Source organism: Kluyvera genomosp. 3, from assembly GCF_011765685.1.
Taxonomy (GTDB): domain Bacteria; phylum Pseudomonadota; class Gammaproteobacteria; order Enterobacterales; family Enterobacteriaceae; genus Kluyvera; species Kluyvera georgiana_A.
The window spans coordinates 72,539-88,865 of sequence record NZ_CP050321.1; the positions used below are offsets into that span (position 1 = coordinate 72,539).

At 53.4% G+C, this 16,327-nt stretch carries 14 protein-coding genes; 11 read left to right on the top strand and 3 right to left on the bottom strand.

Going from position 1 to position 16,327, the window contains the following annotated elements:
- Nucleotides 1-202 precede the first annotated feature (202 nt).
- Together GY169_RS00335 and GY169_RS00340 are read left to right on the top strand one after the other, a co-directional pair.
- Nucleotides 203-1,819 (top strand): alpha-glucoside-specific PTS transporter subunit IIBC, encoded by a 1,617-nt coding sequence (locus tag GY169_RS00335; protein WP_167574695.1) that lies wholly within the window; start codon nt 203-205, stop codon nt 1,817-1,819.
- Nucleotides 1,816-3,138, top strand: a complete 1,323-nt coding sequence (locus GY169_RS00340; RefSeq protein ID WP_167574696.1) for a 6-phospho-alpha-glucosidase — start codon at nt 1,816-1,818, stop codon at nt 3,136-3,138. The genes GY169_RS00335 and GY169_RS00340 overlap by 4 nt, the downstream gene beginning before the upstream one ends.
- Here the strand turns inward: GY169_RS00340 and GY169_RS00345 are convergent.
- A complete protein-coding gene (locus GY169_RS00345) occupies nt 3,135-4,028 on the bottom strand; it encodes a helix-turn-helix transcriptional regulator (protein WP_167574697.1) in 894 nt (297 codons plus the stop codon). The two genes, GY169_RS00340 and GY169_RS00345, sit on opposite strands and share 4 nt — an antisense overlap.
- Nucleotides 4,029-4,200: 172 nt before the next feature.
- On the opposite strand from GY169_RS00345, the gene GY169_RS00350 reads away from it, so the two are divergent.
- The 9 genes from GY169_RS00350 to GY169_RS00390 all read left to right on the top strand — a co-directional run bounded on the left by GY169_RS00350 (nt 4,201) and on the right by GY169_RS00390 (nt 13,534).
- Nucleotides 4,201-5,916, top strand: a complete 1,716-nt coding sequence (locus GY169_RS00350; protein WP_167574698.1) for a solute:sodium symporter family transporter — start codon at nt 4,201-4,203, stop codon at nt 5,914-5,916.
- A complete protein-coding gene (locus GY169_RS00355; protein WP_167574699.1) occupies nt 5,913-7,406 on the top strand; it encodes a sulfatase-like hydrolase/transferase in 1,494 nt (497 codons plus the stop codon). Before GY169_RS00350 ends, GY169_RS00355 begins: the two co-directional genes overlap by 4 nt.
- 102 nt (nt 7,407-7,508) lie before the next feature.
- Nucleotides 7,509-7,856 (top strand): YidH family protein, encoded by a 348-nt coding sequence (locus GY169_RS00360; protein ID WP_065357362.1) that lies wholly within the window; start codon nt 7,509-7,511, stop codon nt 7,854-7,856.
- On the top strand, nt 7,846-8,208 hold the full coding sequence (locus tag GY169_RS00365; RefSeq protein WP_065357363.1) for a DUF202 domain-containing protein: 363 nt from the start codon (nt 7,846-7,848) through the stop codon (nt 8,206-8,208). Before GY169_RS00360 ends, GY169_RS00365 begins: the two co-directional genes overlap by 11 nt.
- A complete protein-coding gene (locus GY169_RS00370) occupies nt 8,205-9,326 on the top strand; it encodes an anaerobic sulfatase maturase (RefSeq protein ID WP_167574700.1) in 1,122 nt (373 codons plus the stop codon). The genes GY169_RS00365 and GY169_RS00370 overlap by 4 nt, the downstream gene beginning before the upstream one ends.
- Before the next feature lie 108 nt (nt 9,327-9,434).
- On the top strand, nt 9,435-10,247 hold the full coding sequence (locus GY169_RS00375; RefSeq protein WP_163447657.1) for a helix-turn-helix domain-containing protein: 813 nt from the start codon (nt 9,435-9,437) through the stop codon (nt 10,245-10,247).
- Between the two features lie 245 nt (nt 10,248-10,492).
- Entirely contained in the window at nt 10,493-10,807 is a 315-nt protein-coding gene (locus GY169_RS00380; protein WP_163447674.1) for a PTS sugar transporter subunit IIB, read from the top strand.
- Between the two features lie 11 nt (nt 10,808-10,818).
- Nucleotides 10,819-12,207 (top strand): glycoside hydrolase family 1 protein, encoded by a 1,389-nt coding sequence (locus tag GY169_RS00385; RefSeq protein ID WP_167574701.1) that lies wholly within the window; start codon nt 10,819-10,821, stop codon nt 12,205-12,207.
- 1 nt (nt 12,208) lies between these two features.
- Nucleotides 12,209-13,534 (top strand): PTS sugar transporter subunit IIC, encoded by a 1,326-nt coding sequence (locus tag GY169_RS00390; RefSeq protein WP_065357367.1) that lies wholly within the window; start codon nt 12,209-12,211, stop codon nt 13,532-13,534.
- Between the two features lie 45 nt (nt 13,535-13,579).
- Here GY169_RS00390 and GY169_RS00395 read toward each other — a convergent pair whose 3' ends face one another.
- Both GY169_RS00395 and GY169_RS00400 read right to left on the bottom strand, forming a co-directional pair.
- Nucleotides 13,580-14,875, bottom strand: a complete 1,296-nt coding sequence (locus GY169_RS00395) for a BNR repeat-containing protein (protein ID WP_167574702.1) — start codon at nt 14,873-14,875, stop codon at nt 13,580-13,582.
- The gene (locus GY169_RS00400) at nt 14,875-16,146 is read right to left on the bottom strand and encodes an MFS transporter (protein ID WP_163447660.1); all 1,272 of its coding nucleotides are present in this window, start codon (nt 16,144-16,146) and stop codon (nt 14,875-14,877) included. The genes GY169_RS00395 and GY169_RS00400 overlap by 1 nt, the downstream gene beginning before the upstream one ends.
- Between the last annotated feature and the right edge of the window lie 181 nt (nt 16,147-16,327).

Here is a 16,327-nt window from a genome sequence, read left to right on the forward strand (position 1 = left end):
AAAATCAAAAATAGCGCGACTGAAGATGTCTATTAATTATCAAAAAAGTAGACAACATTGCTCCAATTAAAACCATGAAAGCGATCACGAATCACAACCCGGCTGAATGTTGTCCGCAGGGCGAATTCTTATTCTCGTAGCAGGCCGAAGATGAACATAACAAGGCCACTTACCCTACGAGTTGTTAAATGAGGATTGCTCAATGCTCAGTCAAATACAACGCTTTGGCGGCGCCATGTTTACCCCGGTATTGCTGTTTCCTTTTGCCGGGATTGTGGTGGGTATCGCCATCATGTTACGCAACCCGATGTTTGTCGGTGAAGCGCTTACTGCTCCTGATAATTTATTTGCTCAAATTGTTCATATTATTGAAGAAGGTGGCTGGACGGTCTTTCGTAATATGCCCCTGATTTTTGCCGTCGGCCTGCCCATTGGCCTGGCAAAACAAGCGCAAGGTCGAGCTTGCCTGGCGGTGCTGGTGAGTTTTCTGACGTGGAACTACTTTATTAACGCCATGGGAATGACCTGGGGCCACTTCTTCGGCGTCGATTTCTCCCTTGATCCGACAGCGGGCAGCGGCCTGACCATGATTGCCGGCATCAAAACGCTCGATACCAGCATTATCGGCGCGATCGTGATTTCCGGTATCGTCACCGCGCTCCATAACCGCTATTTCGACAAACCTCTCCCGGTGTTTCTCGGCATCTTCCAGGGCTCGTCATTTGTGGTGATCGTCGCTTTCCTGGTGATGATTCCCTGCGCCTGGCTGACGTTGCTCGGCTGGCCAAAAGTTCAGATGGGGATTGAGTCGCTACAAGCCTTCTTGCGTAGCGCGGGCGCGCTGGGCGTTTGGGTGTACACCTTCCTTGAACGCATTCTTATCCCAACCGGGCTTCATCACTTTGTCTATGGGCCATTCATTTTTGGGCCCGCCGTTGTTGAAGGCGGAATTCAGGTCTACTGGGCGGAGCATCTGCAGGCCTTCAGCCAAAGCACCGAACCGCTGAAAGCGCTGTTCCCTGAAGGTGGATTCGCGCTGCACGGTAACTCCAAAGTGTTTGGTTCCGTGGGGATTGCGCTGGCCATGTATTTCACAACCGCGCCTGAAAACCGGATGAAAGTGGCGGGTCTGCTGATCCCGGCAACGCTGACGGCGGTACTGGTGGGCATCACTGAACCGCTGGAATTTACGTTCCTGTTTATCTCTCCTCTGCTGTTTGCCATTCACGCCGTTCTGGCCGCGACGATGGCGACGGTGATGTACATGTGCGGCGTGGTGGGGAATATGGGCGGCGGTCTGCTGGACCAATTCCTGCCGCAGAACTGGATCCCGATGTTCCATAACCATGCCTCGATGATGTTTATCCAGATAGGCATTGGGCTCTGCTTCACTGCGCTCTACTTCCTGGTCTTCCGGACGCTCATCCTGCGTTTCAACCTCAAAACACCGGGCCGCGAAGACAGCGAAATTAAGCTCTACAGCAAAGCCGACTATCAGGCCGCACGCGGTAAAACCAGCGCCACCTCTGACGTTAAGTTGGGCCAGGCCGCCGGTTTCCTGCAGGCACTGGGCGGCGCAGCCAATATCGAAAGCATCAACAACTGTGCAACCCGACTGCGTATTGGGCTGAAGGACATGGCGAAAACGCAAACGGATGACGTCTTTAAAGCGCTGGGGGCACACGGTGTTGTGCGTCACGGCAACGCGATTCAGGTCATTGTTGGCCTGCACGTTCCCCAGGTGCGCGATCAGCTTGAAATGTTAATGAAAGCATCTTCTCCGACCGAACAATCCACTCTGACAGAGGCAGTATCATGAAAAAATTCTCAGTTGTTATCGCAGGCGGCGGCAGCACATTTACACCCGGTATCGTCCTGATGTTGCTGGCGAATCAGGATCGTTTTCCACTCCGCTCAGTGAAGTTTTATGACAACGACAGCGCTCGCCAGGAAGTGATCGCTGAGGCGTGCAAAATTGTTCTCAAGGAACAGGCGCCGGATATCGAATTCAGCTACACCACAGACCCGGAAACGGCTTTTACCGATGTCGATTTTGTGATGGCGCATATCCGCGTGGGTAAATACCCAATGCGTGAAAAAGACGAAAAAATTCCGCTGCGCCACGGCGTGCTGGGCCAGGAAACCTGCGGTCCGGGCGGGATTGCCTACGGCATGCGTTCCATCGGCGGCGTGCTGGAGCTGGTGGATTATATGGAAAAATACTCGCCGAACGCCTGGATGCTGAACTACTCCAACCCGGCGGCGATTGTGGCGGAAGCGACGAACCGTCTGCGCCCGAACGCTAAAATCCTCAATATCTGCGATATGCCTATCGGTATTGAAGGACGAATGGCACAGATTGTCGGCCTTCAGGATCGTAAACAGATGCGCGTTCGCTACTATGGTCTGAATCACTTTGGCTGGTGGACATCGATTGAGGATTTAGAAGGCAATGATTTGATGCCTAAATTACGCGAACATGTCGCTAAATACGGCTATGTTCCACCATCAAACGATCCACATACCGAAGCCAGCTGGAACGATACCTTTGCGAAGGCAAAAGATGTACAGGCGCTGGATCCGGACACCATGCCGAACACCTACCTGAAATACTATCTGTTCCCGGACTATGTGGTGGCGCACTCCAACCCGGAACGTACCCGCGCGAATGAAGTGATGGATCACCGCGAGAAAAACGTGTTCAGCGCCTGCCGGGCGATTATCGACGCCGGCAACGCCTCCGCGGGCGATTTAGAGATTGACGAACATGCTTCTTACATCGTTGATCTGGCCACGGCCATCGCCTTCAACACCCAGGAGCGGATGCTGCTGATTGTCCCTAACAACGGTGCGATTCATAACTTTGACGCCGATGCGATGGTGGAAATCCCCTGTCTGGTGGGCCACAACGGTCCGGAACCGCTGACGGTGGGCGATATTCCGCACTTCCAGAAAGGGATGATGAGCCAGCAGGTGATGGTGGAAAAACTGGTGGTGGATGCCTGGGAGCAGCGCTCATACCAGAAGTTGTGGCAGGCGATAACGCTGTCGAAAACCGTGCCGAGCGCCTCGGTGGCGAAGGCAATTCTGGATGATTTAATTGAGGCCAACAAAGACTATTGGCCAGAGTTGCGCTAATCAGGCGAGCCCGCAGTTTTTGGCTGCGGGCTGTCGATTTTCCGTATCGTCGAAGGCGCGTAACCAAACTTATGCTTAAACGCCTTGCTAAAATGAAATGAGTCAAAAAAGTTCAGCATTCCCGCGACCTTACCCACCGTATTCCCTTCTTGCTTAAGCAGTGACAGCGCCAGTTCAAGCTGCGCATCCAGATAATATTCCTTCGGCGTTTTGCCGGTATAGCGCACAAACAGACGGCGTAGCCAGGGTTCACTGCACTGCATCACGTTAGCCATATCGGCGACGCTCCAGCGCTTCTGTGGATTAGCATGCAGCAGGGCGATCAGCTTTTCCAGCTTGAGAAGTTGGCGGTCTTTCTTGCCATTTTCGGCAATGAGGCAAATCCATTGATAAATAATTTTGGTGAGGTAGGCGACGGCCAGATTGTTTTTTAATGGGTCGGGGCTGGTAATCAAAGTGGCAACTTCATTCATTTCTTTATTATAAACATCACCGTTATAAATTATTCCTGGTTGTAATATTGGAATGGGCATCAGAGTGGTAGGAATAAATTCCATCCAGTATTGTTCCCAGATAAGTCCGACGCAATGATAGGATTTTATCTCAATAGGTCTCAGAAAAATAATACAGTTTCCATTTAAAGTAATTTCTGTATCGTTTCTCAGATAAATCTTACCGCAGCCCTGTAAGGTATAGATAGCAACCCAGGAGTTGGCAATCAGCGGTTTTTTCTTATCCCGTGGCCAGCTCACACGGTAGCTTTCATCAGCCAACGTATGCCATAGCGAGAGCAGGGAAATTCCGCTTGAGATCACATTTTCATCCAGAACTAACGGAATATTATACGTAGTTTCGTTTTTTACATGCGAATTAAGTATTTTTCCATTCATTTTATTTTCTCTTCGGCGAATGATGCTCTCAACCTGAAATGATAAATCTAGCAAAATTTTTATTGCTCAGGGATACATTGCTTTGTGTTTTATGATTTTCATCGCCTTAACCCGAAAACGCGCTATTCCTCTGACCTTGTTAGCGCCGGGATATAATCAAAAGGGCTGCAAGATGAATACGATACAAATAGTGAGTTTTATTGGATTTACCCTGCTGGTGGCGGTAATTACCTGGTGGAAAGTCCACAAAGTTGATACGGGATCGCAGCAGGGGTATTTTCTGGCTGGGCGCTCGCTTAAAGCGCCGGTTATCGCTGCATCGCTGATGCTGACTAACCTCTCCACCGAGCAGCTGGTTGGCCTGACCGGCCAGGCCTACAAGAGTGGAATGTCGGTAATGGGCTGGGAAGTGACCTCCGCCGTCACACTGATTTTTCTGGCGCTGATTTTCCTGCCGCGCTATTTACAGCGCGGCATTGCGACGATCCCCGATTTCCTGGAAGAACGCTACGACAAGACGACCCGTATCATCATCGATTTCTGTTTCCTGATTGCCACCGGAATCTGCTTTTTGCCGATCATCCTTTACTCCGGCGCACTGGCATTTGGAAGAATGTTCCACGTGACTGAAACATTTGGGATTTCAGAGGGTATAGCCATTTGGGCAATGGTGATTGTGCTGGGGATTTGCGGCATTCTGTACGCGGTGGTTGGCGGGATGCGCGCTATCGCGGTGGCCGATGTGATTAACGGTATTGGCCTGGTGATTGGCGGTCTGATGGTGCCTTATTTTGGCCTGCTTGCCATGGGGCACGGGAGCTTTGCGCAGGGCATTGCGCGACTCACCAGCGACCATAGTCATATGCTTAACTCAGTGGGCACCAACGCCGACCCGCTCCCCATCGGTGCTGCCTTCACCGGGCTAATCCTGGTAAATACCTTCTACTGGTGTACTAACCAGGGCATCGTTCAGCGGACGCTGGCCTCAAAAAGCCTCGCGGAAGGGCAAAAAGGCGCGCTGTTGACGGCGGTATTAAAAATGCTCGATCCGTTGATTCTGGTGCTGCCCGGCGTTATCGCTTTCCATCTTTTTCAGGATTTACCAAAGGCTGACATGGCCTACCCCGCGCTGGTTAATAAGGTGATGCCGCTACCGCTGATCGGCTTCTTTAGCGCGGTGCTATTCGGCGCGATTATCAGCGCATTTTGCGGCTTCCTTAACAGCGCCTCGACGCTCTTCAGCATGGGCATCTATCGTCGGGTCATCAACGAACAGGCTTCCCCCGAAAGTCTGGTGAAGGTTGGCCGCCGTTTTGGCCTTATTGTGGCGGTGATCTCAATGCTGGTCGCGCCGTGGATAGCCAACGCGCCGCAGGGGCTGTACAGCTGGATGAAGCAGCTGAACGGCATTTACAACGTGCCGCTGGTGACCATCATCATCATGGGCTTTTTCTTCCCGCGCATTCCGGCGATTGCCGCCAAAGTGGCAATGGGCCTGGGCATCGTCAGCTACATCACCATTAACTATCTGGTGCACTTCAATTTTCATTTCCTCTACGTGCTTGCATGCACCTTCTGCATCAACGTAGTGGTGATGCTGATTATCGGCGCCATCTGGCCGCGGGCAACACCGTTTAAGTTCCAGGACGCGTTCGCCGTCGACATGACGCCCTATAAACACGTGAAGATTGCCTCCATTGGTATTCTTTTCGCGATGATCGGTGTCTACGCCGGGCTGGCGACGTTTGGCGGCTATAGCTCTCGTTGGCTGGCGATCATCAGCTATGGGATCGCCGCCGCTGTTGTGCTGTACCTGATTTATTGCCACCGACGGGAGCGTCTTTCCCTCCCGGTGTTTTGTTCTGCCGACGTTAAGGAAAAACCATGAGCCGTCCCAATTTCCTGTTCATTATGACCGATACACAGGCCACCAATATGGTGGGCTGCTATAGCGGCAAGCCATTGAATACCAATAATATTGATGCGCTGGCTGCGGAAGGTATTCGCTTTAATTCCGCATATACCTGTAGCCCTGTGTGCACACCCGCCCGAGCAGGGCTGTTTACTGGCATTTACGCCAATCAGTCCGGGCCGTGGACTAATAACGTCGCGCCAGGAAAAAATATCTCCACCATGGGCCGCTATTTTAAGGACGCAGGCTACCGCACCTGCTATATCGGCAAATGGCATCTGGATGGTCATGACTATTTTGGCACCGGCGAATGTCCACCGGAGTGGGATGCGGACTACTGGTACGACGGCGCGAATTACCTCAGCGAGCTTAGCAAAGAACAGATTGGCCTGTGGCGTAATGGCTTGAATAGCGTGGAGGACTTACAGCAGCACGGTATTGATGAAACCTTCACCTGGGCGCATCGTATCAGCGAGCGCGCGGTGGATTATCTTGCGAAAGCCCCGCAATGTGATGAACCGTTTCTGATGGTCATCTCGTACGATGAGCCGCATCACCCGTTTACCTGCCCGGTAGAGTACCTGCAAAAGTATCAGAATTTTTACTACGATCTGGGTGACAAAGCGCAAGATAATTTAGCGGACAAGCCGCAGCACCACCGCCTGTGGGCGGAGGCCATGCCGTCACCGGTTGGGCAAGATGGCCTCTACCATCATCCGATGTATTTCGCCTGCAACGACTTTGTTGACGATCAGATTGGTCGGGTAATCAATGCGCTGACGCCCGAGCAGCGGGACAACACTTGGGTTATCTACACCTCCGATCATGGCGAGATGATGGGCGCACATAGGCTGATCAGCAAAGGCGCTGCGATGTACGACGACATCACACGAATTCCACTGATTATGCGTTCGCCCCACGGAGAGCGTGCGCAGGTGGATGCACCGGTTAGCCACATTGACCTACTACCGACGATGATGGCGCTGGCGGGTATTGAAAAACCGGAGATCTTGCCCGGCGATAATGTGCTGGATGCCGTACTCGATCGCGGGGTGATGGTTGAATTTAACCGCTATGAGATTGAGCATGACAGCTTTGGCGGCTTCATCCCGGTGCGCTGTTGGGTAACGGACCACTACAAGCTAGTGCTCAACTTGTTTACCAGCGACGAGCTCTACGACCGGCACACTGATCCGCATGAGATGCATAACCTGATTAATGACCCGCAGCATGCGCAGGTACGCGATGTTTTGCACGATGCCCTGCTGGACTATATGGATAAAATTCGCGATCCGTTCCGAACCTACCAGTGGAGCCTGCGACCCTGGCGAGCGAATGCGCAGCCGCGGTGGATGGGCGCGTTTCGTCCGCGCCCGAAAGATGGTTATTCGCCGGTGGTACGCGATTACGATACCGGCTTGCCAACACAGGGAGTGAAGGTGGAGGAGAAAAAGCAGAAATTTTGATTATGGCTGTATTATCAGCATATTGATGACAAACTCAGCGGCATAGTAGCACCAATTGCGTTAAGGTTATGCCGCTGACTATTGCGATCACAAGGAACCGTCATGAAAATTTCCCGCCTCGGAGAAGCGCCCGACTACCGCTTCTCGCTGGCTAACGAACGCACCTTTCTTGCCTGGATCCGCACCTCGCTGGGTTTTCTCGCCGCGGGCGTCGGGCTTGACCAGTTGGCGCCAGACTTCGCCACTCCAGCCATTCGTGAGGCGCTGGCCCTGATGCTGTGCCTGTTTGCCGGCGGCCTGGCTATCTATGGTTATTTACGCTGGCTGCGCAATGAAAAGGCGATGCGCCTGAAGGAAGATTTGCCCTATACCCGCAGTTTGCTGGTGATCAGCATGATGCTGGTCTTTGTGGCGGCGGTCGTCATGCTGCTGGTGTTGTATGCCGGATAGCCGTAAAGCCCGTCGTCAGGCGGATCCGGGGCTACAGCCCGAACGCACCTCGCTGGCCTGGTTTCGCACGCTGTTGGGCTATGGCGCGCTGATGGCGCTGGCCCTGAAGCACAATTGGCATCAGGCCGGTATGCTGTTCTGGATTTCAATCGTCGTGCTGGCGATCGTCGCGCTTATCCTCTGGCAGTACACCCGTAACCGCAACATCATGGATGTCACACAGAACGATTTTGCGCAGCCGCGGGTGGTGCGTGACAAATTTTTGATCTCCCTCGCGGTGTTATCACTCGCAATATTGTTTGCTGTTACTCATATTCGCCAACTTATTATTTTTATCAGGGATTTTACATGACAGGATGTCAGGTAATGGCCAAACCGGCCAGCTCTCGCTGTAACCTCAACTGCCGCTACTGCTTCTACATTGAAAAACCGCAACAACCGATGATGGATGACGCCACGCTGGAGCGTTTTATCAGCCAGCACATCGCGGCGCAGCCGGGGCCGGAGGTGATCTTTGCCTGGCAGGGCGGGGAGCCCACGCTGTGCGGGCTGGCATTTTTCCAGCGCGCGCTGGCGCTACAAAAGCAATATGCCAACGGTAAGCAGATCCACAATGCGTTCCAGACCAACGGCCTGCTGCTCAACGATGCATGGTGTCGTTTTTTTAGTGAAAACGGTTGGCTGGTTGGGATTTCGCTGGACGGTCCCGCCGATCTCCACGACGCCTTCCGCGTCAACCGCAGCGGTAAGCCCTCCCATCACAAAGTGGTGAAAGCCATTGATATGCTAGTGCAATATCGCGTTGAGTTTAACCTGCTGGTGGTAGTTAACAGCCTCAATAGCCAGCAACCACAGCGCCTGTACCGCTATCTGCGCGAGCTCGGCACGCCGTTCGTACAATTTATTCCGCTGGTGGAGTGCGATGAGTCCGGCAAACTCACTGCGGAATCGGTTAGCGCGGAGGAATGGGGCGTCTTTCTGACCGGTGTATTCGATCTCTGGGTACGTGAAGATATTGGTCGAGTGTATATCCAGTTGTTTGATTCGACGCTCGGCGTGTGGAGCGGTTATCCATCGCAAATGTGCGCGTTCAGCGAAACCTGCGGTCACGCTTTTGCGCTGGAGGCTAACGGCGATCTCTACCAGTGCGATCACTACGTTTCCCCCGAATACCTTCTGGGCAATATTCACCAGCAGACGCTACAAACTCTGAACGCCAGGCCGGAAGTAGACGACTTTGGCCAGCAAAAGCAGCGTGGATTAACGGCGTCGTGCCGCCAGTGTTCAGTGCTGCGTTTTTGCCAGGGCGACTGCCCCAAACATCGTATATCTGACGGCAAAAGCGCGCTTTGCGCGGGCTATCGTCATTTCTTCACCCATAGCGCGCCGCATATGAAGGCCATGCGCGACTTGCTTAAACAGCGCCGCTCGCCGATGGAATTAATGGTGATGTTAAATCAGAGCCGATAAGCTTTCTCTGTTTGCCAACTGCCGTTGCCGGGTGGCAAACAGGTCAAGGTACCTTTTGGTCATTCTGGTATCACTATCACTCTGAGTGAAAACCCACCAGGAGTGTCTATGTCGCTTGTGCTACCCCGTGATACCCATTTTCGCCATCCGCAGGAGAGCGTGGTCTTTCATTTCTGGCATCCGGAGAAAAGCATCAGCCACGAGCATAGCCATGAATACTGCGAACTGTTTCTGGTGGGGAGCGGTAGCGGAATTCACGTCATCAATGAAAAACCCTACCTCCTGAGCAGCGGCACGCTGTGTTACCTGAATCGTCAGGACTATCACCTGTTCGAAGAGATGAAGGATTTGCAGCAGGTCAACCTGCTTTATCTGGGGCGCGACAGCTTCAACTTTATCAAGCATATCGATTATCTGTTGCCGCAGGAGGGGGAAAGCAACGTCTGGCAACTGGACATCGGCATTATGCAGCGCGTATTTGACCGTCTGGCCAGCCATAAGGCAGAGGAGTTTAGCGACCCAATACTGGCTGAAAGCCACAAGGAGATGATTTTTCTCGAAGTGCTGCACACGCTAAACCTCTGGCGCTACAAAACGCAGGAGTTTCATTCCAGCGCAGACCGCATCAGCCAGGTGTTGATTCACCTGAACGGTCAATGGCAGCAACCGCTCGATCTGGACGCGTTGTGCCAGACGTTCAGTCTCTCCAGGCGCACCTTACAGCGCGGTTTTAGCGACTACACCGGTGTTTCACCACAGCAGTATCTCGCCCGCCTGCGGCTGCTGCAATCACGCTATCAGCTGCGTTTTACCAGTGACTCGGTGAACGAGATTGCCTCGCGTTGTGGATTTGGCGACGTGAGCTACTTTTCTCGTGCCTTTCGTCGTCAGTTTGGTGTTTCGCCGAATCAATGCCGCTAGCTGACCAGAGTGGGAGGTAACGCATAAAAACGAATAAAAATAACACGGCAGAAAATAAAAGTAACATTCCTATCTTGCTGTTTATGAGCAGTAAATTATCTTTTCTCTCATTTCAAACAACAAAAGTACCAGCGATATAAATCGGTTTTGTGCCTCCCTTCACTTGCCGCCTCATGGCCGACTACGCAGAATATATTTGGCCGCATTTTTGCGGAATACCACGCATATAACGCCAGGAGAAAATGATGAAAAAGATCTTTTTATGCTGCGCTGCGGGCATGTCGACCAGTATGTTAGTAGAAAGAATGAAACAATCTGCCGCCAGTCGCGATATTGATGTGGACATTACCGCCGTCCCGGTTTCTGAATTCGATCAAATTATTGAGGATGCCGACGTTATTTTGTTAGGCCCGCAGGTGAAATTCCAGCTTCAGCGTTTATCTGCCGTCGCTGAGCCGCAAGGGGTACCGGTGGCTGCCATTGATATGATGCAATATGGCTCGATGCAGGGCGATAAAGTTCTGGATCATGCGCTGTCTTTATTAGCCAAAGCACAATAAGGACCGCGACTATGGAATATCGTTTTCCTGATAATTTCTGGTGGGGGACGGCGACCAGCGCGACCCAGTCTGAAGGCCGTATTTCCGGCGACGGCAAAGGCGATAATATCTGGGATTATGCTTCGCACCACTTTAACGAGCGTTTTTTTCAGGGCGTCACGACGGATGATACCTCGACGTTTTATCAGCATTATCGGGAAGACATTCAACGTGCCAAAGACATTGGCCTGAACTCATTTCGCACCTCTATTTCCTGGTCACGTCTGATTCCCGATGGCGACGGCGAGGTGAATCAGCAGGCGGTCGCGTTTTATAACGCGGTGATTGATGAATTACATGCGCAAGGCATTGAGCCTTTTATTAATCTCTATCACTTCGATATGCCAATGGCGCTGCAGGAAAAGGGCGGTTTTGAAAATCGTGAAGTAATTGATGCCTTTGCCCGTTATGCGCGTATTTGCTATCAACTCTTCGGCGATCGCGTGCGTTATTGGTTTACCTTCAATGAACCGTTAATTCCGGCGGAAGCCGGGTATTTACACCCTCGCCATTATCCTTATGTCACGGATTTCCGCCGCGCGGCTCAGGTGCTGCACCACATTGTACTGGCGCACTGCAAAGCGGTGGCGGCGTGGCGCGAGCTGGGCCTGGCCGGGCAGATTGGCATTATTATGGACGTTATCCCGGTCTACCCGCGCAGCGACTCACCGGAAGATTTGCAGGCCGCAGCGATGGCCGACCTCTTTTATACCCGCAGCATCAACGAGCCTGTTTTACTGGGGCGCTATCCGGAAGAGCTGGTGTCTATTTTGCGCGAACATGACCAACTGCCGGAATATTTAGCGGAAGATTGCGCATTGATTGCCAACACGCGTATCGATCTGCTGGGCATCAATTACTACCGTCCCCGCCGTGTAAAAGCACGTGAAACGCCGCTGGCAGAACCACACGGTTTTGTTCCGGAACGTTTCTTCGAAGAATACATTATGCCGGGACGCAGGATGAATACCTCGCGCGGTATTGAGATTTACCCTGCGGCGCTTTATGACATCGCCATGGTGGTGAAAGAACGCTATGGCAATTTACCGTGGTTCGTCTCTGAAAATGGCATTGGTATTCAGGACGAAGAGCAATTTATGGTGAACGGGCAGGTACAGGACGATTACCGAATTGCATTCCTGAAAGAACATCTGGGATATCTCCATCAGGCGATGGCCGACGGCAGCAACTGCCTGGGTTACCACATGTGGACGTTTATTGACTGCTGGTCGTGGCAGAACGCCTATAAAAATCGCTATGGATTCTACCGTCTTGATTTAGCGACCCAGCAGCGGTCGCTCAAAAAATCCGGGCAGTGGTTCGCCACGGTGATTGCCAATAACGGTTTCCAGGAGGAATAACATGTCTTTCTTTGAACGGCTGGCTGAAAAAATGTTGCCGGTAGCCAATGCGATTGGCAACCAGCGCCACATGCAGGCGATTCGAAACGGCTTAATCTCTATTTTACCGCTGACGATTGTCGGGTCATTTTTCGTTATTCTGCTCAATATTCCGATTAAAGGATACATGGATTTTATTGCGCCATGGCGCGATATTCTCGACGTCCCTTTCCGCTTTACCGTCGGCCTGATGTCGTTGTACGCCGCGTTTACCATCGGTTCGTTTTTGGGGAAAAGCTATAAACTCAACGACGTGACCAGCGGACTGTTGGCGATGCTCGCTACGCTGCTGATGATTGTGCCGGTGAATATTAAAGAGGGCGTCACCGTAGCCGGTGAGGCGATATCCGGGCGCTATATTCCCGTGGCCTCGCTCAGCTCACAGGGGCTATTTGGGGCGATCATTTCCTCACTGATTGCCATTGAAATCTATCGCTTTATTAAAGTCCGTAATATTGAAATTAAGATGCCGGCAGGCGTGCCGCCGGTGGTGGCCAGCTCCTTCTCGGCGCTGTTTCCGACGCTGGCGGTGGTGCTGATTTTCTGGGTGCCGCGACACTTCCTGAATATCGATATTAACGCCATCATCAGCTACATCATCATGCCGCTGAAGGGCTTTATGACCGGTACTAACCTGTTCGGCGGTATCGTCACACAGTTCTTTATCGACCTGTTCTGGGTGTTTGGTATTCACGGCCATGCGGTGATGGGGCCGCTGATTCGCCCACTGTGGGACCAGGCGATCGTGCAGAATATGGAGCTGTTCCAGGCTGGGACCAGCGCTTACGACTTGCCGAATATCTTCACCGAGCAGTTCTTCCAGTGGTATGCGCAGATGGGCGGTACCGGCTCCACGCTGGCGCTGGTGGTATTGTTTATTCGCTCGAAAGTTATCTATCTGAAATCACTTGGAAAACTGTCATTCATTCCCGGCCTGTTCAACATCAATGAGCCGATGATTTTTGGCGCGCCGATCGTCATGAACCCGATTCTGGCTGTGCCGTTTATTCTGGCGCCGATGGTCAACACGGTGGTGGTATATCTCTTCACCATCAGCGGGCTGATTCCACGTATGATGGTCAAGCCGCCGTTTACCATTCCGGCCCCGCTGGGGGCGCTGATCACCACCAACTGGAACCTGATTGCCTGCGGGTTGGTGTTTATCTGTTTCTTTATTTCGCTGGCGATCTACTACCCGTTCTTCAAGGTGTATGAGAAGAAAATGCTGGAAACGCAGCAGGCTCAGCAGGAAGAAGAAGAGAAGGCGAAGCAGCTGGCCAACGCCTGATGCGAAAGAATACGCGCCAGCCACTGTCCCGGCTGGCGCGCTTTTTTAGAGCTGCACTTCTATCACTTCTAATTGCGTGGATCCGGTTTTCGCCTCGTGCGGCACGTCGCGGAAAATAGGCAGTGCTTCCCAGCGCAACCAATAGCGGTTTTGTGGGCTGTAATCGCTGTTCTGCGCGGCCACCAGTTGCACTTCCGCCTGTGGTGCAACGTTCTGCCGGGGTTGCCATTGTTCGGCTGGTAGCGGCGGTGTGAGCGGGCGAGTGGCCACAACGGTAAGCGTCCGGTCATCAATAATCCACACGCCGTTTCCGGCCCACGTCGAGGTCCATTCCACTTCTATCTTCCCGTCGCCAATCGCCCGCGGCGCGCTGAGCGTGACATCTGGCGGGATAGATCCGCCGCCGTTGAAGTCCCAGCGAAAATCCCACTGGCTGACCTGCGCTTTTTGCCAATTGCCTTTGCCATCCGGGCGCGCCAGATAGGCCTGTGATAGCCCCCGATCATCATAACGATGGTAAATCAGCACCGGGCGGGCGTCGTTATCGAAACCCACCTCCTGCACCATGTTGATTAACCCGCCACCGATCCCGGCGTCGTCGACAATTTCACCCTGGTGGCGGGCAATCGGTAGCGTGAGCGGCGTACCGTCTGATTTCTCCCAGCGTTGCAGGTCACGGCTGCGCACGTAGGAGAGATTATTGTTGGTTTCGCAGTGCGGCGTTTCGCGCCACATCCACACCATATGCCAGTAGCCGTCCGGCCCCAGCAGCGGCTGGCGGGCGTAGCCGTTGCGCGCCCCTTCACCGTTCAGCAGCGGCGTTTCTAACAGGCGTGACCACTGCTGGCGTTCGGTGTCAAAAATGTTGTACAGATCGTCGCCGTTGCCGCTACAGCCATCGCGGTAGCGGAACAGCAACCGCCCCTGCACGTCCTTAAAGAACACCGGGTAGGTGGCGCGCGCTTCCCGTTCGCCGGTCATCGCCGGAACGCACTCCAGCGTGGTGACATCCAGCGGCTGGCGGCTGCGGAAATAAATTAACGGATCGACATGCATATTGCCGGAAAGATGCAGGTATCCGGCGCTATCGACGGCCATCGTCAGGTAATTGTGGGAATCGAAATCCGTTATATGGGCGTAACGTTCGCGCTCAGGCAACCAGAAACCTTGCGGTTGAAATATCTTCCATGGGCCATCGGGCAGACGACGCTGGCCGACGGTGATGCGGTGAGCCGCGTCATACCAGGCGGCGAACTGGTGGTTTTCGTGGTTTATCAGGCAATAGAGTACGGTGAAATCTGCGCAGGCGTCTGCCACAGGCGCAACAACGATATCAGTCATCAGACAGTCTCCGGACGAGCAATAAAGGTTTTTTTACGACGTAAGAAAAAGGCGGCCAGCACCAGTGCGCCAATTGGATGCAGCGTCGCACCGACGTAAATCGGCATCGAGTAGCCAAAGTGGTCGATGATGGAACCGACAAAGCCGTTAAAGATAATCGAGGTGACGCCGCCCAGCGCGCTCATCACGCCGATGGCGGTGGCAATCGCCACGCGCGGGGCCAGACCACCCATCATGATGGTTGCCATGCTGAGCCAAGCGGTACACATAAAATTAATCACCGTCATGATGGCGACAGCGGCCCAGGCATTACTGATGGACGGCAGCAGGAACACCAGTGGCGCGAGGCAGGTTACCGACCAGATGATGGTTAAACGGGCGCGAGTGGCGTCCATACCGCGTGCGACGAGACGGTCTGAAGCCCAGCATACCGCCAGTACGCCGAACACGGCAACCAGCGGCGGCAGCCACATCAGCTTGCCCACTTCCGCCAGCGTCAGGCCGATTTTCTCCTGCATAAATCCCACCTGCCAGTACTGGTAGAAGAACCAGAACGGGTCGGTCAGCAGGCGCGCGATCAGCAGCGCCCAGATAGGCTTTGAGGTGAGCACCATTTTGTAGCGCTCAACCAGCGGTACGCCAGCAGCTGTATCCTGCACCACATCTTCCGCCGCTGGCGGCGTTTTGCGGCTGGAGATAAACCACAGAATGCCCACCACCACGCCGGCCATTGCCGGAATAAAGAACGCCCAACGCCAGCCGGTGGACAGCGTCACCCATGCCACGAACGGCGGGGCGATGATCAACCCCAGCGACTGAATGATATTGGTTAACTGGAAGGCAAACGCCCGCTGCTCGGCGCGAAACCAGGTGAAAACCGCCAGCGTCAGCGCGGGCACAATCCCGGATTCCGCCAGCCCCAGTAAAACGCGGCCTGTAATGAGACCGATCATCGAGTGGGAAAGGCCGGTAATCAGCGTGGCGAGCGACATCAATACCATCAGCGCGCACAGCACGTAACGGCTGCCGAAGCGGTCGACGATGCCGCCGACGAAGAAATACATGAAGGTGTAGGGGATCATAAAGGCGCTGATCAGCACCGAATAATCGCTGTTATCCAGCCCCAGTTCCTGCATCAGCGTGGTTTTGAGGATGGAAACAATTTGCCGATCGAGCGAAAAGAAAAACAGCACGCAGCCGAGAAGCAAAAGCAGCACCCAGATGAGCAGGGTGAAGCCGCCCCGGCCAACAGATTTATCAGCCTGTTGCATTGTGTTCTCCGGTTTATCGTAGAGGTACGAGGTAGACCGGAGTATATCGACGCCGTTTTAATGCCGGGGGAAGCAGGAGAATGGAGTGTGACGCGCGGCAATACGCTTTGACCTGAGATGCCACAATGGCGGGATAAGTGGCACAATTGTGATAAAGCAGCATCGCGCAATAACGGCGATG